This window comes from Streptomyces sp. NPDC101234 (genome assembly GCF_044767525.1).
GTDB classification, from domain to species: domain Bacteria; phylum Actinomycetota; class Actinomycetes; order Streptomycetales; family Streptomycetaceae; genus Streptomyces; species Streptomyces sasae.
This window is the reverse complement of record NZ_JBIWOA010000008.1, coordinates 220,475-237,289: the sequence shown is the minus strand read 5'-3', so window position 1 is coordinate 237,289 and position 16,815 is coordinate 220,475. Positions and strand designations below refer to the sequence as shown.

At 71.0% G+C, this 16,815-nt stretch carries 15 protein-coding genes, 2 tRNA genes and 1 pseudogene; 7 read left to right on the top strand and 11 right to left on the bottom strand.

The annotated features are described in order from the left end of the window. Positions 1-89 precede the first annotated feature (89 nt). Together ACIRR9_RS17370 and ACIRR9_RS17365 are read left to right on the top strand one after the other, a co-directional pair. Positions 90-560, top strand: a complete 471-nt coding sequence (locus tag ACIRR9_RS17370; RefSeq protein ID WP_403752058.1) for a DUF3592 domain-containing protein — start codon at positions 90-92, stop codon at positions 558-560. A 122-nt stretch (positions 561-682) separates the two neighbouring features. Continuing rightward, on the top strand, positions 683-2,302 hold the full coding sequence (locus ACIRR9_RS17365; RefSeq protein WP_403752055.1) for an AMP-binding protein: 1,620 nt from the start codon (positions 683-685) through the stop codon (positions 2,300-2,302). A 108-nt stretch (positions 2,303-2,410) separates the two neighbouring features. Here ACIRR9_RS17365 and ACIRR9_RS17360 read toward each other — a convergent pair. The 6 genes from ACIRR9_RS17360 to ehuB form a co-directional block, all read right to left on the bottom strand. Next, positions 2,411-2,484 (bottom strand) — tRNA-Lys (locus ACIRR9_RS17360). Between the two features lie 88 nt (positions 2,485-2,572). Next, a complete protein-coding gene (locus ACIRR9_RS17355; RefSeq protein WP_365338149.1) occupies positions 2,573-3,331 on the bottom strand; it encodes an IclR family transcriptional regulator C-terminal domain-containing protein in 759 nt (252 codons plus the stop codon). Between the two features lie 268 nt (positions 3,332-3,599). Next, positions 3,600-4,382: an ectoine/hydroxyectoine ABC transporter ATP-binding protein EhuA gene (gene ehuA / locus ACIRR9_RS17350; protein ID WP_403752051.1), complete on the bottom strand. Its 783-nt coding sequence runs from the start codon at positions 4,380-4,382 to the stop codon at positions 3,600-3,602. Next, positions 4,372-5,022: an ectoine/hydroxyectoine ABC transporter permease subunit EhuD gene (gene ehuD, locus ACIRR9_RS17345; RefSeq protein WP_403752048.1), complete on the bottom strand. Its 651-nt coding sequence runs from the start codon at positions 5,020-5,022 to the stop codon at positions 4,372-4,374. Before ehuD ends, ehuA begins: the two co-directional genes overlap by 11 nt. After that, positions 5,019-5,735: an ectoine/hydroxyectoine ABC transporter permease subunit EhuC gene (ehuC, locus tag ACIRR9_RS17340; protein WP_403752045.1), complete on the bottom strand. Its 717-nt coding sequence runs from the start codon at positions 5,733-5,735 to the stop codon at positions 5,019-5,021. The genes ehuD and ehuC overlap by 4 nt, the downstream gene beginning before the upstream one ends. Then, positions 5,732-6,661: an ectoine/hydroxyectoine ABC transporter substrate-binding protein EhuB gene (gene ehuB / locus ACIRR9_RS17335; protein WP_403752043.1), complete on the bottom strand. Its 930-nt coding sequence runs from the start codon at positions 6,659-6,661 to the stop codon at positions 5,732-5,734. The genes ehuC and ehuB overlap by 4 nt, the downstream gene beginning before the upstream one ends. 47 nt (positions 6,662-6,708) lie before the next feature. On the opposite strand from ehuB, the gene ACIRR9_RS17330 reads away from it, so the two are divergent. Beyond that, positions 6,709-7,203, top strand: coding sequence for a DUF3830 family protein (locus tag ACIRR9_RS17330; protein WP_365338157.1), 495 nt, complete (start codon positions 6,709-6,711; stop codon positions 7,201-7,203). A 12-nt stretch (positions 7,204-7,215) separates the two neighbouring features. On the opposite strand, the gene ACIRR9_RS17325 is transcribed toward ACIRR9_RS17330, so the two are convergent. After that, positions 7,216-8,631 carry an amidase gene (locus tag ACIRR9_RS17325; protein WP_403752039.1) on the bottom strand — a complete coding sequence of 472 codons (1,416 nt, stop codon included), beginning with the start codon at positions 8,629-8,631 and terminating at the stop codon, positions 7,216-7,218. A 16-nt stretch (positions 8,632-8,647) separates the two neighbouring features. Beyond that, complete coding sequence (locus ACIRR9_RS17320) at positions 8,648-9,601, bottom strand: D-2-hydroxyacid dehydrogenase (RefSeq protein WP_403752036.1); 954 nt, start codon at positions 9,599-9,601, stop codon at positions 8,648-8,650. Between the two features lie 161 nt (positions 9,602-9,762). On the opposite strand from ACIRR9_RS17320, the gene ACIRR9_RS17315 reads away from it, so the two are divergent. From ACIRR9_RS17315 to ACIRR9_RS17305, 3 genes are all read left to right on the top strand, one after another. Beyond that, positions 9,763-10,563, top strand: a complete 801-nt coding sequence (locus ACIRR9_RS17315) for a decarboxylase (protein ID WP_403251811.1) — start codon at positions 9,763-9,765, stop codon at positions 10,561-10,563. Then, complete coding sequence (locus ACIRR9_RS17310; protein ID WP_403752033.1) at positions 10,560-11,291, top strand: decarboxylase; 732 nt, start codon at positions 10,560-10,562, stop codon at positions 11,289-11,291. The genes ACIRR9_RS17315 and ACIRR9_RS17310 overlap by 4 nt, the downstream gene beginning before the upstream one ends. A 171-nt stretch (positions 11,292-11,462) precedes the next feature. Beyond that, positions 11,463-12,560 (top strand): LLM class flavin-dependent oxidoreductase, encoded by a 1,098-nt coding sequence (locus tag ACIRR9_RS17305; RefSeq protein ID WP_403752030.1) that lies wholly within the window; start codon positions 11,463-11,465, stop codon positions 12,558-12,560. Here ACIRR9_RS17305 and ACIRR9_RS17300 read toward each other — a convergent pair. Then, positions 12,530-14,374, bottom strand: a complete 1,845-nt coding sequence (locus ACIRR9_RS17300; protein ID WP_403752027.1) for a putative bifunctional diguanylate cyclase/phosphodiesterase — start codon at positions 14,372-14,374, stop codon at positions 12,530-12,532. The two genes, ACIRR9_RS17305 and ACIRR9_RS17300, sit on opposite strands and share 31 nt — an antisense overlap. 371 nt (positions 14,375-14,745) lie before the next feature. On the opposite strand from ACIRR9_RS17300, the gene ACIRR9_RS17295 reads away from it, so the two are divergent. Then, positions 14,746-15,993, top strand: a complete 1,248-nt coding sequence (locus ACIRR9_RS17295) for a M6 family metalloprotease domain-containing protein (RefSeq protein ID WP_403752326.1) — start codon at positions 14,746-14,748, stop codon at positions 15,991-15,993. Between the two features lie 69 nt (positions 15,994-16,062). Here ACIRR9_RS17295 and ACIRR9_RS17290 read toward each other — a convergent pair. Continuing rightward, a tRNA-Lys gene (locus ACIRR9_RS17290) sits at positions 16,063-16,136 on the bottom strand. Then, positions 16,127-16,771: pseudogene (locus ACIRR9_RS17285) on the bottom strand (bifunctional DNA primase/polymerase); the annotation flags it as partial. The gene ACIRR9_RS17290 and the pseudogene ACIRR9_RS17285, both read right to left, overlap by 10 nt. Between the last annotated feature and the right edge of the window lie 44 nt (positions 16,772-16,815).

Sequence of the window (16,815 nt, the reverse complement as noted above, 5' to 3'; positions counted from 1 at the left end):
GAGCTTCGCTTGAGGACCTGCCGCAGGGTGCAGGGGTACGTTCCCGAACACCGGTCAGTCGGACCGGTGTTCGGAATCGGGGGACTCCCATGGGCCTGATGGAAGCGGTCTTCTACATCCTTCCCGGCATCTTCCTCGTCGGCGGTGTCCTCGGGGTGGTCAAGACGCTGAGGCGGTCGAGCCGGATCAGCCGAGTGTGGCGTCACGGGCGGACCGCCGAGGCGCGCTGTCTGCGGTCGTACACGACGACCAGCGGCGGCGGGGAGATGTCCGTGACGACCACGCTGCACCATGTGTACGAGTTCAGGACGGCCGAGGGGCAGGTTGTCCGTTTCAACGAGGCGAGTGGGCCGTCGACTGTCATCGAGGGTGACTTCGTGACCGTGTACTACCTGCCGGAGGACCCCTCGGGGGCGACGGCACAGCCGCCCGCGCAGGGGAAGCTGGCCGCGGGTACGGGGTGCCTCGTGGCGTTCTTCACGGTGTTCATCCTGTTCTCGCTCGGGTTCATGGGCGTGGCGCACTTCATCTTCTCGGTGACGGGGGATGTGGCTCCGTGAGGTCGTGGGGATGTGCGGGCCGGTGGGGGCTGGTCGCGCCCACGCGGCGGTAGCCGCACATCGATACAGTCCCGCGCCCCTGGGGTGTTGATCTGACGGAGTGTCAATTAATCTGCTTCTCCATGGCCTTCCAAAGGCGCACGATCGCCGAAGCAGTGGCCGCGCGATGGGGTGACCATCGGCCGGGGTTGTGGTGCGGGGAGCGGGTGTACACGCACCACGAGGTGGCTGCGGGGGCGGCGGCCCGGGCCGCGTTGTTCGCCGATCTCCTGCCCCCGGACGCCGTGCCCCACATCGGTGTCCTCCTCGACAACACCCCCGAGTTCCCGCTCTGGCTGGGTGCCGCCGCGCTCGCCGGAGCCGCCGTTGCCGGGGTCAATCCGACCCGGCGCGGTGCCGAGCTCGCCCGGGACATCCGGCACATCGAGTGTCCGGTCCTGGTCACCGAGCGGGCCCGGTTGCCGCTGCTCGCCGGGCTCGAACTCCCCGGCGTCCGGCTCCTCGTCACCGACGAACCGGAGTACGGCGCTCTCCTCGCCCCCTATCTCGGTGCCTTCCCCGATCCCTCCCGGGCCGCCCCCGCCGACCGGATGCTGCTCTACTTCACCTCCGGTTCCACGGGCGCCCCGAAGGCCGCGCTCTGTTCGCAGGGGCGGCTGGCGGCGGCCGGGCGGTCGCTGGTGCAGCAGTTCCGGGTCGGGGCGGACGATGTGCACTACATCTGCATGCCGATGTTCCACGGCAACGCCGTGATCGCCGACTGGGCGCCCGCGCTGATGGCGGGCGCCGGTGTGGCGTTACGGCGGCGGTTCTCGGCGTCCGGCTTCCTGGCCGACGTGCGGCGCTACCGGGCCACCTACTTCACGTACGTCGGGCGCGCGGTGCAGTACATCCTCGCGACCGAGGCGCGGTCCGACGACCGGGACAATCCGCTGCGGCTCGGCTTCGGGACGGAGGCCGGGGCCGTGGACGCGGCCGCCTTCGAGGAGCGGTTCGGGGTGCGGCTGGTGGAGGGGTACGGGTCCTCCGAGGGCGGGGCGGCGATCCAGTGGTCCCCGGGGACGCCGCCGGGTGCGGTGGGGCGGGCGGCGGCCGGTCTCGTCGTACTCGACCAGGAGACGGGGGACGAGTGCCCGGCGGCCGTCTTCGACTCCGGGGGGCGGCTGCTCAACGGGGACGAGGCGATCGGGGAGCTGGTGAACCGGGCCCCGAACCCCTTCGAGGGGTACTGGCGCAATCCGGCGGCGGAGGCCGAGCGGCGCCGGGCAGGCTGGTACTGGACCGGGGACCTGTTCTACCGGGACGGGGACGGCTACCTGTACTTCGCGGGGCGGACCGATGACCGGATACGGGTCGACGGGGAGAACCTGGCCGCCGCGATGATCGAGAACATCGTGGCCCGGTACGGCGGCGCGGACGCCGTCGCGGTGTACGGGGTGCCGGATCCGGTGACCGGGGACCAGGTGATGGCGACGATCGCCGGGCGGTTCGAGCCGCTGGACTTCGCCGAGTTCCTGCTGGCCCAGACCGATCTGGGGACGAAGATGGCACCCCGGTTCGTACGGGTCGTGGAGCGGATGCCGGTGACGGCCACCAACAAGATCCAGCGGGCGGCGCTGCGGCGGGAGGGGGTGCGGTGCGCCGACCCGGTGTGGTGGCGGCCGCCGGGGGAGCAGACGTACCGCAGGCTGACCCCGGAGGACGCCGAAGGGCCCCTCGTTTCCACGAGAGGCCCTTCCTGACGGGGGTGTGGGTGGCGGAGCCCCCACCGCGCGCGGCGCAGCCGCGCAAAAACAGAGATGGCGAGCCTGGTCCGCGCCTTCCGCGGGCATGGCTCGCCATCGTCATCGTGCGCCGCCAGGGACTCGAACCCCGGACCCGCTGATTAAGAGTCAGCTGCTCTAACCAACTGAGCTAGCGGCGCATGACTCTCGCCGACCGCTTGAGACTGGCCCTCGCGGCTGGCGACGAAGAAAATACTACCTGGTCCGCAGGGGTGCTCTCGACCAGGTTCAGATGGCCAGGGAGAGGAGCACCGGAGCCGCGCTGCGGTTCAGGGCGTCGGCGGCCTGGCGGAGCCGGTGCGCGTGCTCCACCGGCAGGGACAGGGCGAGACAGCCCACGGCCGAGCCCGCGGTGATCGGGACCGCCGCGCACACCGTGCCGATCGCGTACTCCTGGAGGTCCAGGACGGGCACCGTCGGCGGCTGCGCCTCCAGTCGGGAGAGCAGCAGCTTGTCGCTGGTGATGGTGCGCGAGGTGAGGCGGGCCATCTTGTGGCGGGAGAGGTGGTCGCGGCGGGCGTTGTGGTCGAGCTGGGTGAGCAGGCTCTTGCCGATCGCGGTGGCGTGCGCGGAGGAGCGGAAGTCCACCCACTCGTTGACCGCGGGGGTAGCCGGGCCGGCCGCGTACTGGCCGATCTTCACCTCGCCGTCGACGTACCGGCTGAGATAGACGGCGGCGCCGACCGAGTCGCGCAGCCGGTCGAGGGTCTGCTGGAGCTGCTGGCCGAGGGCGCGCTCCCGGTCGTGTGCGGAGCCCAGGCGGCGCAGGGTCTCGCCGGTGACGTACGCGCCGTCGGCGATCTGCTCGACATAGCCCTCACGGCGCAGCATGCGCAGCAGCGCGGTCAGCCGCTCGGGATCCAGACGGGTGAGGCGGGCCAGCTCGGTGTCGGTGACGCCGGCGGAGTGCCGTGCCACCGTCTCCAGGACGCGCAGGGCGTCCTGGGCGGAGTGGTACGGGGCGGTCGGCTCGTGCTTCAGCGCCACGGTGGTCCCCCTGCGCTCGCTCGACGGTACTGCTTCGGCAGCACTGCTTGGGCCGCGATCCGGTCTGCGGATCCTCTCCACGATAACGGGCAAGAGCCGGAAACGGAGGGGGTGTTGGCGAGATTCCGGCCCTCCCAACTGCGGCAAAGACCCTCTGGCATATGCCAGCGGAATGACCCGACCGTTGGACCTCGGGTGATCGAGCGTTCACTTCGTGTAATCGGGGCGGCCCTGCAAGGAAACTTTTACGGCGCTGTGTACCGGCCGGTCACAACACCGCGCCCAGGAACTCCCGGGTGCGCTCGTGCTCGGGTTCGCTGAAGATCCGCTCCGGCGGGCCCGCCTCGATGATCCGGCCCGAGTCGAACATCAGGACCTGGTCGGAGATGTCCCGGGCGAAGTTCATCTCGTGGGTCACGCAGAGCATGGTGATGTCGGTGGTGCGGGCGATGTCCCTGAGCAGGTCGAGGACGCCCGCGACCAGCTCGGGGTCGAGCGCCGAGGTCACCTCGTCGAGGAGGAGCACCTTGGGCCGCATGGCCAGCGCCCGCGCGATCGCGACGCGCTGCAGCTGGCCGCCGGAGAGCTGGGTCGGCCGGGCGTCGGCCTTGTCGGCGAGGCCCACCAGGTCCAGCAGCTCCCGGGCCCGCGCCTCCGCCTCCTCCTTGGGCAGGCCGAGGACGGTCACCGGAGCCTCGGTGATGTTGCGCAGCACGGTCATGTTCGGGAACAGGTTGAACTGCTGGAACACCATCCCGATCTGCTTGCGGACCTCCCGCAGCTCCTTCTCCGACGCCGGGAAGAGCCGCTGCCCGTCGACGGTGATGGTGCCGGTGTCCGGCTCGGTCAGGGTCATCAGCAGCCGCAGGATCGTGGTCTTGCCGGAGCCGGAGGGCCCGATCAGGGTGACGTGCCGGCCCGCCTGCACGGTGAGGTCGAGCCCGTCGAGGACGGTGTTCTCCCCGAACCGCTTGGTCACCCCCTCCAGACGGATCAGCTCGGTCGGGGTCGTATCGGACGGGGTTGGCTGCTTGCTGGTCTCAACGGACAAGGCGACGCTCCAGGGTGCGCAGAAGAAGGGAGGCGAGGTAGGAGATGACGATGAAGGCGACGCCGATCACCGTCACCGGCTCGGTGAACTGGAAGTGCTGCTGGGAGAAGAGCCGCGCCTGGCCCAGCATCTCCAGCACGGTGATCGACATCAGGATCGGCGTGTCCTTGAGCATCGAGATCACGTAGTTGCCGAGCGGGGGCACGATCCGGCGCAGCGCCTGCGGCAGGATGACCGCGAACCAGGTCCGCCGTGCCGGCAGGCTGAGCGCCGTGGCGGCCTCCCACTGCCCGGCCGGCACCGCCTCGATACCGGCCCGGTAGACCTGCATGGTGTACGTCGAGTAGTGCAGGCCGATCGCGAAGACACCGGTGGTCAGCGCGGAGAACGTCACCCCCCGCTCGGGCAGCACGTAGAACAGGAAGAACAGCTGCACCAGCAGCGGGGTGTTGCGCACGAACTCCGTGACCACCCCCACCGGCCAGCGCACCCAGCGGCTCGGTGTGCGCATCAGCAGCGTCCACACCAGCCCCAGCGAGAACGAGATCAGCGATCCGAGGACCAGCGCCTGCAGGGTGACCAGCAGACCGTCCCAGAAGTGCGGCATGAACTCGCGTACGGCACTCCAGTCCCACTTCACGCGACACCACCGACCCCGGTCGTCTCCCTGCGTTTCACCGCACGCGCCTCACGTTCGCTTCCCGGGGCCTTGCCGATGCCGGCCTTCAGCCGCTTCTCAAGACCGCGCATCAGCCGGGTGATGACGAACGCGATCACGAAGTAGATGAGGAGCAGGTAGGTGTAGATGTGCGCGCTCTCCTGCAGCGCAAGCCGCACCAGGTTCCCGCTGAACGCCAGGTCGCCCATGCCGGTGATCGACACCAGCGCGGTGCCCTTGAGCAGTTCGACGAGCAGGTTGCAGTAGGAGGGGATCATCTCCGGCACCGCCTGCGGCAGCAGGATCAGCCGCAGCCGTTGCCAGGGCGTGAAGCTGAGCGCGATCCCGCCCTCCTGCTGCGCCGGGTCGACCGCGTTCAGCGCCCCGCGCACGATCTCCGAGCCGTACGCGCCGTACGTCAGCCCGAGCGCGAGGGTGCCCGCCCACAGCGGCACCAGCTGCCAGCCGAAGGCGACCGGCAGCACGAAGAACACCCAGAAGATCATCACCAGGGCCGAGGTGCCGCGGAACACCTCGGTGTAGAGGCCGGCGAGGAAGCGCACGATCCAGTGCCGGTTCGTCCGCGCCACGCCCACCACCAGCGCCACGGCCGTCATCAACAGGCCGCTGAGGAGCAGTAGTTGGATGGTCGTCCAGGTCCCCTTGAAGACGAGGTCCCACAGTCCCGAGGTCATCCGCTCTTGCCTCCCCCGCACAGCTCCTTGGCCGTCAGGTCGGTCATCTCGGCCCGGGTGAAGCCGAACGGCCGCAGGATCCGCAGCAGTTCGCCGCTCTTCTTCAGCTTGCGCAGCTCCACGTCGAAGGCGTCCCGCAGCCGCGTCTCCGCCGACCGGAACGCGAACGCGCCCCCGTCGACATGGGGTCTGCCGCCCACGAGCGGCGCGAACGGCTTGGTCGCCTCGGCCTTGGCGGACTTCTTGACGACCTCGCGGACGGTGACCGCGGTCCCGGCGAACACGTCGACCCGTCCCGCCTCCACGGCGTTCAGCCCGGCGACCTGGTCGGGAACGATCAGGATGTCGCTCTCCTTGTACCCGGCCTCGACCGCGTACTGGATCTCCGCGTAGCCCGTCCCCGTGGCGAACTTCGCCTTCTTCGCGACGATGTCCCGGTAGTCGTGCAGCCCCTTGGGATTGCCCTTCCGCACGACGAACGAGTCGAGCATCTGGTAGTCCGGGTCGGCGAAGATCACCTGCTGGCACCGTTCGGGGTTGACGTACATCCCGGCGGCCACGACATCGAACTGCTGCGAATTCAGTCCGGGAATCAGCGAACCGAACTCGGTCGGTACCGGCTGTACGTTGTCGACCCCGAGCCGCTTGAAGATCGCCTTCGCCAACTCCGGTGCCTCACCGGTCAGCCGGCCGTTCTTGTCGATGTATCCGAAGGGGATCTCACCGGCGATCCCGAGCCGTACGACACCCTGGGCGCGCAGCCGTTGCAGCAGGTCACCGCCGTTGGTGGCGGAGGCGGTGGCCACCCGCGAACAGCCGGCGGCGGCGAGCGCGCCGACGGCGGCGGCACCCGCGAGCACCGCCCGCCGAGAATGTCTGGATTCATACCTTGATGTGTCTATGTTGTTCCCGTGTGGTGGAGCCATGGCGGCGCGGCTACCCTCGGCCAACCCACTTATGCACCATGGATTGCATGGGCAATCGACGCATCGAAGTCTCGCTGGTCAGCCGAGGGGTCACCGCCACGGCCCGGCTCCTCGACGACCGTGCTCCACTGACCTGTGCCGCCGTCTGGGACGCCCTGCCGCTGGTCGGCGACGTCTACCACGCCAAGTACGCCCGCAACGAGATCTACGCGCTTTTCCCGCCATTCGCGGAGGCGGAACCGCCCCTGGAGAACCCGACCGTCACCCCGATCCCCGGTGACCTCTGCTACTTCTCCTTCGCCGGCACCGAGTTGGGCACGAAGGCCTACGGCTACGACCGCGAGGTGCGCGCCGGTACCACCGTGGTCGACCTGGCCCTCTTCTACGAACGCAACAACCTGCTGCTCAACGGGGACGTGGGGTGGGTGCCGGGGATCGTGTGGGGCGAGGTGGTGGAGGGCCTCGCGGAGCTGGCCGAGGCCTGCAACGACCTGTGGCGGAACGGCGCGGCGGGGGAGCGGTTGGCGTTTCGGAGGGCGTGAGCCACGTCGCCGCTAAGCCGCAACGGTGCTGCTCGGCGGTGCCGAAGCCACCCCCGCCTCGTACAGCGCGTGGGCGGCCCGCAGGACCAGGTCGTCGCGGTGGCGGGCGGCCACGATCTGCAGGCCCACCGGCAACCCTTCGGCGTCCGTCCCGACCGGGACCGTCGCCGCCGGCTGCTGGGTCAGGTTGAACGGGTAGGTGAACGGGGTCCAGCCCGTCCACCTGCGGTGTCCCGACCCCTGCGGCACCTCCGCGCCCGCCTCGAACGCCGTCAGCGGCAGCGTCGGCGTCACCAGCAGGTCGTGGCGCTCGTGGAAGCGGCCCATCCGGCGGCCCAGGTCCATACGGACGTCCACCGCCGCGAGATAGTCCAGCGCGCTCAGCCGTGCCCCCTGCGCGCAGATCTCCCGCAGCCCCGGGTCGAGCAGCGTCCGCCGGTGCGGGGAGAAGCGCTGTGTCAGCCGGGCGGCGCCCGCGAACCACAGCGCCTGGAAGGCCTCCACCGGGTCGCTGAAGTCCGGGTCGGTCTCCTCGACGTACGCCCCGAGTCCGGCCAGCCCCGCCACCGCCCACCGTACCGCCGCCGCGACCGCCGGGCGGACCGCCACCTGGCCGCCCAGGGAGGGGGAGAAGGCCACCCGAAGGCCACGGATGCCTCCGGCCAGGCCCGCCACGAAGGAGCCGGACGCGGGGGCGAGGGCCGACCAGTCCCGGGCGTCCGGAGCCCCGATCACGTCCAGCATCAGCGCCGCGTCGGCCGCGTCCCGGGTCATCGGACCCACGTGCGACAGCGTGCCGAAGGCGCTCGCGGGGTAGAGCGGGACGCGCCCGTACGTGGGTTTCAGCCCGAAGATCCCGCAGAAGGACGCCGGGATGCGCACGCTGCCGCCGCCGTCCGTGCCGAGGGAGAGCGGGCCCGCGCCCAGGGCCACCGCGGCCGCGCTGCCGCCGCTGGAGCCGCCTGCGGTGCGGGAGGGGTCGTACGGGTTGCGGGTGATCCCGGAGAGCGGGGAGTCCGTGACGCCCTTCCAGCCGTACTCCGGGGTGGTGGTCTTCCCGATGAACACCGCGCCGTGCTCGCGCAGCCGGGCGACCGAGGGCGCGTCCTCGTCCCAACTCCCCGCCGCGGAGATCGTCTTGGAGCCGCGCAGGGTCGGATGGCCGCGCATCAGGAGGATGTCCTTGACCGTCACCGGGACCCCGTCGAGCAGGCCCTGCGGCTCGCCCCGCCGCCACCGCTCCTCCGAGGCCCTCGCCCGCGCCAGGGCGTCCTCCTCGGTGAGGCGGACGAAGGCGTTGACCTCCGGCTGGATCCGCGCCGCCCGTTCCAGCGTCGCCCGGACGGCCTCCACCGGGCCGAACCCGCCGGTGCGGTAGCCGTCGAGGAGCTGCCGGGCGGTGAGGTCGGTGAGGTCGGTGAGTTCCATGGTCCCCTCCCGAAAGTCAGTGACCGGGCACGTACCCGCGCTTCTTGTCGACCACGTTCACCAGAGATCTGCCCGCCGCCCACCGCTCGTACAACTCCACGAACTGCGTGCCCAGTTCGTCCCGCCAGCCGACCGTGTCCCCGCTCATGTGCGGGGAGACGACCAGGCCCGGCACGTTCCACAACGGGCTGTCGGCGGGCAGGGGTTCGGTCGCGAAGACGTCCAGGGCCGCGCCGGCTATCCACCGTCGGGTCAGCGCCCGCACCAGCGCGTCCTCGTCGACCAGCTGACCGCGGCCGACGTTGATGAAGCACGCCGACGGCTGCATCACGCCGAAGCGGTGCGCGTCGAACATGCCGTACGTCTGCTCGGTCAGCGGGGCCGCCGCGATCACCCAGTCCGCGCGGGACATCAGCCGGTCCAGGTCGTCGGGTCCGTGGATGCCGGTGCGCGGGACCCGGCCGACCAGTGCGGTGGTGACGTCGAGCGCCTTGAGGGTGCGTACGATCGCCCGGCCGATCGGGCCGGAACCGACCACGCACGCGCGTGTGCCGCCCACCCGGCGCGCCTCGCGGTGCCGCCAGGTCCGCTCCCGCTGGAGATCGAGAGTCCGGGGAAGGTCCTTGGCCATCGCGAGGACCAGCGCGGCCACGTACTCGGCGATCGGCCGGTCGAAGATCCCGCGTGCGTTGGTGACGACCGTGTCCGACGCGGCCAGCTCGGGACACAGCAGATGGTCGACGCCCGCGCTCGCGGTGTGCACCCAGCGCGGCCGCGGCCCCTCGCCCGGCCAGGCCTCGCGGACGGCGTGCGAGGCGAAGTCCCAGACGAGCAGGACATCGGCCTCCGGCAGCCGGGACGCGAGGCCCGCCGCGTCCGTGTGCACGATCCGGGCGCGGCCGGTCAGCCGGCCGAGCCGCGGCGGCGGGTCGGCGTCGAGGACCAGCAGAGTGGGCACGGGCGGCGTCATGCGGGGTGGTCTCCCGGTGTCCGACAGCGTCTGACATGGGCGGATGGAACGTCTGACATGAGCGGATTGACCACGCTCGCACCCGAACCTACCTTCGTCAACACGGGCGTATCCGTCGACCGTTACCTCCTCGATCTCCAACGTGAGGCCGGTGACTTCCCATGGACGTCTCCTTTCTGGGCGGGCCTCGTCCCCAGCGCGGCGTGGGCGTCGTGGCGCCCTTCGACTTCGCGCTCGACCGCGAGCTGTGGCGCTGGGTGCCGGACGAGGTGTCCCTGCACCTGACCAGGACACCGTTCGTCCCGGTCGAGGTCAGTCTCGACCTGGCCCGGCTGGTCAGCGAGCACGAGACCCTCGGCGAGGCGGTACGCGCGCTCACGGCCGTGGCACCCGAGGTCGTCGCCTACGCCTGCACCTCCGGCAGTTTCGTCGGCGGCATCGCGGGCGAGCGCGCGATGTGCGAGGCGATGACCCGCTCCGGCGCGGTGCCGTCGCTGACCACGTCCGGGGCGCTGCTCGACGCGCTGACCGAGCTGGGGATACGACGGCTCGCGCTGGTCACGCCGTACACCGTCTCGGTCACCCGGGTGCTGGAGGAGTACGTGGCGGAGGCGGGCGTACGGGTCGCCGGCTGCGCGTTCATGGGGCTGACCCGGCACATCTGGCAGGTGCCGTACCGGGACGTGGTCGCCATGGCCCGGCAGGCGGTACGGCCCGGGGCCGCCGACGCGCTCTTCATCTCCTGCACCAACCTCGCCACCTACGACGTCATCCCCCAGCTGGAGGCCGAACTCCGCATCCCCGTCCTGTCGGCCAACCAGGTCACGATGTGGGCGGCGCTGCGCAGGATGGGTACCCGAGCGGTGGGGCCTTATCAGGCGCTGATCCGTCTTGGGGACGAACCGGCGTCGTCGCGTGACTGGCCCGCACTGCCGGAAGAACAGCAGGAAGGGTGGACATGACAGCGCTCGGACTCCTCTACCCGGGGCACTCCGCCGAGGACGACTATCCCCGTATCGAACAGCTCCTCGGCAGCGACATCCGGGTGGACGTCGTCCACACGGACATCGGTGAGGACGCGCACCGGGTGGACGCGCTGCGCGAGATGGGCTCCGCCCAGCGGCTCGCGGCGGGCGTGGCCGAGCTGCGGCTCGCGGGCGCCGACGCGGTGGTGTGGGCGTGCACCAGCGGAAGCTTCGTGTACGGCTGGGAAGGCGCCCAGCAGCAGGTCCGCACCCTCGCACAGGCGGCCGGGCTGCCCGCCTCCTCGACGTCCTTCGGCTTCGTGCACGCGGTACGGGAGCTGGGGGTACGACGGGTGGCGGTCGGCGCGACCTACCCGGACGACGTGGCCGCGCTCTTCGCCGACTTCCTGCGGGCCGGAGGCCTGGAGGTGACCGGGATGAGGTCGGCGGGGATCGTCACGGCGGCGGAGGTGGGGACGTGGGGCGAGGAGGAGGTGCTGACCCTCGCGCGGGCCGCGGACGTGGGGGAGGCCGAGGCGGTGCTCCTTCCGGACACGGCGCTGCACACGGCGGCGCACCTGTCCCTGCTGGAGAAGGCGCTGTCCAAGCCGGTGCTCACGGCGAACCAGGTGACCGTGTGGGAGGGGCTGAGGCTGGCGGACCGCCGGGTGAACGCGCCGGCCCTGGGCACGCTGTTCACCCGCGAGCCGATCGTGCAGGTCTGACGGGGCCGCCGTACCAGGGGGCGCCGCCCCCTGGACCCCCGAGACCTCCGCCCACCCGCCACCCGACTCGGTCACTCGAAAAGCGAGGAAAAGAACCAAGGAATAAACGGAGACCTCCTCCTGTTATCGCCCCTCAGTACAGTTCACCGCCGCGATCAGGAGGCTCTCACCGTGTCGGCAGACGAGATCCGGGGCATCACGCACGGGACCGCCCCCGTCCCCCTCTCCGTACTGGATCTGGTGACCGTCGGCACCGGCAGTACCGCCACCGACGCCCTGCGCACCAGCGTCGAGCTCGCGCGGCTCACCGAGGCGCGCGGCTTCCACCGGTACTGGGTCGCCGAGCACCACTCGATGCCGGGTGTGGCCTCCTCCTCGCCCGCCGTGATCCTCGCCCACCTGGCCGCCCACACGGAGCGGATCCGGCTGGGCTCGGGCGGCGTGATGCTGCCCAACCACGCGCCGCTCGTCATCGCCGAGCAGTTCGGCACACTGGAGGCGCTGGCCCCGGGGCGGGTCGACCTGGGGCTCGGGCGGGCGCCCGGGACGGACGGGGCCACGGCGGCCGCGCTCCGCCGTACCCAGACCCTCAACGAGGGCGCCGACGATTTCCCCCAGCAGCTCGCCGAGCTCACCCGGTTCCTCGACGACGACTTCCCGGACGGGCACCCGTACCGCAGGATCCACGCCATCCCCGGCCCGGTCCAGAGCACGACCCCCGGCGGTGTGCAGTCCCCGCACCGGCCGCCGATCTGGCTGCTCGGCTCCTCCGGTTTCAGCGCCCGGCTCGCCGGCATGCTCGGACTGCCGTTCGCCTTCGCGCACCACTTCTCCGCGCAGAACACCATCCCCGCGCTCGACCTGTACCGCGAGTCCTTCAGCCCGTCCGCCGTCCTCGACGAGCCGTACGCCCTCATCGGCGTCTCCACCCTCGCGATGGACGACGAACGCGAGGCGCGCCGCCAGGTGCGGGCCGGTGCGCTGAACATGCTGCGGCTGCGTACCGGGCGGCCGGGGCTGTTCCCCGACCCGGACGAGGCCGACAAGCACGAGTTCTCCCCGATGGAGGAGGAGTTCGTGCACTCCTGGACGTCCAACATCGTGCACGGCACCGCCGACGAGGTCCGCGCCGGTCTCGACGACCTGCACAAGCGCACCGGCGCCGACGAGCTGATGCTCACCTCGCACGCCCACCGCGGCGAGCTGCGGCTGCGCTCCTACGGGCTGATCGCCGACGCCTACGGGTTGCCGACCGGGGTGTCCGCGTAGGACTTGGTGTCCAGCAGCTCGGAGATACGGTCCGCCGTCACCGGCCGGGAGTAGAGCCACCCCTGGCCGGTGTCGCAGCCGATGTGGCGCAGGCGGGAGGCCTGTGCCGAGGTCTCGACGCATTCGGCGGTGACGGTCAGGCCGAGGCGGTGGGCCAGCTGGATCATCGCCTCCACCACCACCTCGTCGGCGGGGTTGGGGCGGTCGCCCGGGTCGTCGTACTGGAATCCCCTCACGAAGGACCCGTCCAGTTTGAGGACCGAGACCGGGAGGCGGCTGAGGTAGGCGAGGTTCGAGTAGCCGGTGCCGAAGTCGTCGATGGCGATCCGGACGCCCATGTCGCTGAGGGCCTGGAGGGCCTGCAGCGGGCGGCCCGCCGAGCCCATGACCGCCGACTCCGTCAGCTCCAGCTGGAGCAGGTGCGGGGCCAGCCCGGTCTCCGCGAGGGTCGCGGCGACGTCCGTCACCAGGTCCGAGTCCCAGACCTGGCGGACCGCGACGTTGACGCTGACGAAGATCGGCGGCTCGCCGGGGTGGTCCAGCTGCCAGCGGCGGGCCTGGCGGCAGGCGGTGGTCAGGGCCCAGCGGCCCAGCGGGACGATCGAGCCGTCCTCCTCGGCAAGTCCGATGAACCGATTCGGCGTCAGTGTGCCGAACTGCGGATGGTGCCAGCGGACCAGGGCCTCGACCCCGTTCAGCCGGCCGTCCTCCATCCCCACCAGCGGCTGGTACTCGAGCACGAACTCGCCGCGTTCGATGGCCGGCCGCAGGGTGGAGGAGAGCGCCTGGCGGGTCATCCGGTGGGCGTTGCGCTCCGGGTCGAAGAGCGTCCAGCGGGACTTGCCGTCGGCCTTCGCCCAGTAGAGCGTCGTGTCGGCGGCCTGCATCAGACCGGTCGCGGTCGTGCCCGCCGCGTGGCGTTCCACCACCCCGATCGACGCCGACAGCGACAGCCGCTGCCCGGCCAGGTCGAACGGCGCCTGGAGGGCGGCCAGCGCCGACTCGGCCAGATCGGCCAACTGCTCGGTGCCCGTCGAGTCCTCGACCAGCAGCGCGAACTCGTCGCCGCCGAGCCGGGCCACCAGCGGCGCCCCGGCCCGCGCGAAGCCGGCCTCGTCACAGACCCGGGTCAGCCGCTCGGCGACGGCGGCCAGCAGCCGGTCACCGACCCGGTGGCCGAGGGTGTCGTTGACCGCCTTGAAGCCGTCCAGGTCCAGGTAGCACAGGCCGATCCGGCCGGTGCCGCTCCGCTCGTACGACTCCGCCTCCAGCGCGGCCGACAGTCGCTCGAAGAACAACGTCCGGTTGGGCAGCCGGGTCACGGGGTCATGCATCTGCAAGTGCCGCAGCCGGGCCTGGAGTTCGCGGCGCTCGCTGATGTCGGAGACCGACAGCAGGACACCCGGCCGGTCCTTCGCCAGCGGCGAGATGGTGACCTGGACCCACACCGAGTGCCCGTCGGGATGCTTCAGCCGCCGGGTGCAGCGCAGCTTGGCGTTCCGGCCGCGCAGCACCTCGCGATAGGCGTGCCAGGTACGGGCGTCGGAGGCCAGGTCCAGCAGATCCGCGGCGACCCGCCCGGGCAGGCCGGCCGGGTCGGCGCCGATCAGGGTGCCGAACGCCTCGTTGGCGGTGGTCACGAGGCCCTCGCGGTCGACGACGGCCATGGGTAGCGCGGCGCCCGTGAAGGCGTGTTCGTATGTCTTCAGGTCGGTTGTCTCGTCGTACGACTTCCGACAGGTCTTGTCACTCACTGTGACGGCGGACCGGTCGAGGTCTGCCGCGGGCGTCGGCCCTTCGGACGTTCCGCTCACCGCTCGCTCCCGCAGTGCACTCGATCTCTGTCCGTGCAGGAAAGTGTGCCGATCATAGAGGCTGGCCCGAGGGCCTTCCAGCCACTGTCCAGTGTCCCCGATGAACCGGCGATTCTGACAGATCGTTTCTGCCCGCACCTGGACGGGTTCTTGAGCCGCCCGACCACTTGTGACGTTCCGTGAGTTTCTCGGGGTGTCGGCCGTTCGGGTAGCGCATGGGTCACCAGGGGATCCCTCACCCTTCTGGTGCAGATGAACAGGACATATAATGACAAACCCACGCAGGCTGGGTGCGGTGTCCCGCGAACCGCCCCGGAGGTTTTTCCGTGCCGCGTCTCCCGCTGCGCAGCACCGCCGCCGTGTCCACCACGATGGCGGCGCTCGTCACGACGACGATCCTGACCGGACCGTCGGTCGCCGAGCCGTTCTCCACGGCTCCCTGTGCCCTGCACCGCACCGACGCGCACCACTCCGAGGGTCTCGACACCTGGAACGCCGCCTACACCCGTCCGACGCACCCGCTTTCGGCCGTGATGGTGTTCCTCTCCTTCCCCGACGCCACCCCGCGCACCACGCCGGCGGAGCTGGCAGCCGACCACTTCCCGGCCACCAGCCGCTACTACGAACAGGCCTCCTACGGGAAGTTCACGATCCATCCGCACCCGCTGACGCACTGGCTGCGGATGCCCCGGCCGTCTGTCGCCTATGGCATGCAGCGCGACTGGAGCATGGCCCTGCGGGCCGCCTACCTGCGGGACGCGTTCGCGGTCGCCGATCCGGAGGTCGACTTCTCGCGCTACGACATCGTGTACTTCGTCGCCGACCCGGACGCGCCCGGAGTCGACTCCGACGCCACGAAGGTGGTCAACCTGAGCACCCCGATGCACCTGGACGGCACGGACGTCCGCCGGGTCGTCACCGTCTTCGAGAAGCATCCGCCGGACCGGCTGGTTCTCGCCCATGAGACCGGTCATCTCTTCGACCTCCCCGACCTCTACCACCGTCCGGTGGACGGCAAGGGCGACTGGGACACGTACGTCGGCGACTGGGATCTGATGGGAAGCCAGTTCGGACTGTCCCCGGATCTGTTCGCCTGGCACAAGTGGAAGCTGGGATGGCTGGATCCGCGCCAGGTGGTGTGCGTACGGGGGGCCGGGCCGACCCGGCTGACCCTGGAGCCGCTGTCGGCCGGGCCCGGGGTGCCGGTGCCGGTGCAGGGCGCGGCGGGCGCCCCGGCCTTCGGGCTCGGCAACGGCACGAAGCTGGCGCTGGTGCGCACCGGTACGGACACCGTGCTGGCCTTCGAGGCGCGCGGCGCGACCGGCAACGACAGCACCGCCTGCCGGCAGGGCATCCTGGTCTACCGGGTCCGCGGCGAGGCGGCCTCCGGCGGCGGCCCCATCGAGGTGGTCGACGCCCATCCGCGCACCGAGGCCTGCTGGGAGAACTCGGTCTACCCGCCCCTCGCGGACGCCCCGGTCTCCCTCGGCGAGACCTTCACGGTGCCGGGCGACGGCGTGAAGGTGGAGGTGGAGGGGCGGACGGCGACCGGCGCCTGGAACGTGAAGATCACACCCGGAGAGCCGGACGACCCGGGAGAGTCGGCAGGGCTGGGCTGAGGCCCCGGAAGCGCAAAAACAGTTGGGCCAAGCTCGCAGGAGCTTGGCCCAACCGTCTACTACTTCGCGTGCGCCGCCAGGGACTCGAACCCCGGACCCGCTGATTAAGAGTCAGCTGCTCTAACCAACTGAGCTAGCGGCGCCTGCTGACGTCGTAGACATTAGCATCCTGATCGGTGGGAGGAAAAATCGATATCCGCACGGTCGAGCGGGCCGCCCGTACCGCCGCCCACAGCAGGATCTCGGGGCCCGGCAGCCACGGGTGCCGGGTGTCCGGGGCGACCAGCCAGCGGGAACCGGCCGGGGCGGGGGCGGACCGGTCGCCGCTCGGCGCCGGCACGGTCACCGCGTCGCCGGTGCCGTGGCACAGCAGCGGCGGTACGCCCTGACCGCGGCCGCCCCACTCCTCCCAGCCCAGCAGCGAGGGCAGCCGCGCGGCGGTGCCGGGAGCGGCGAACAGGAGCATCCGGCCCCGGAACACCGCGACCGGCCCGGAGCCCGGCCCCTCGTCCCACAACCGGTCCAGCATGCGGCGGCCGAACATCGCCGGGGCGTTCACCACGTCGAAGGCGGTACCGCAGGGCAGGACGACCGGGGCGTCCGGCCGCTCCTCCCAGAACGCGAGCGTGCTCCGCGGATACGTTCCTGCCGAGGCGAGCCAGGCGGCTCCGTCGGCGGTGACCCCGGCGGCGTCACCGAGGTCGCCGGGGTCGCGGAGAGGTGTCTCGTACGGGTTGCTGCTCATGGGGAATTGATACCCCCGGTGAGCGGCCGCTCCCTGTGAGTTGCCGGAAAACGGGACAGGGTGGAGCGGAGGGGCGT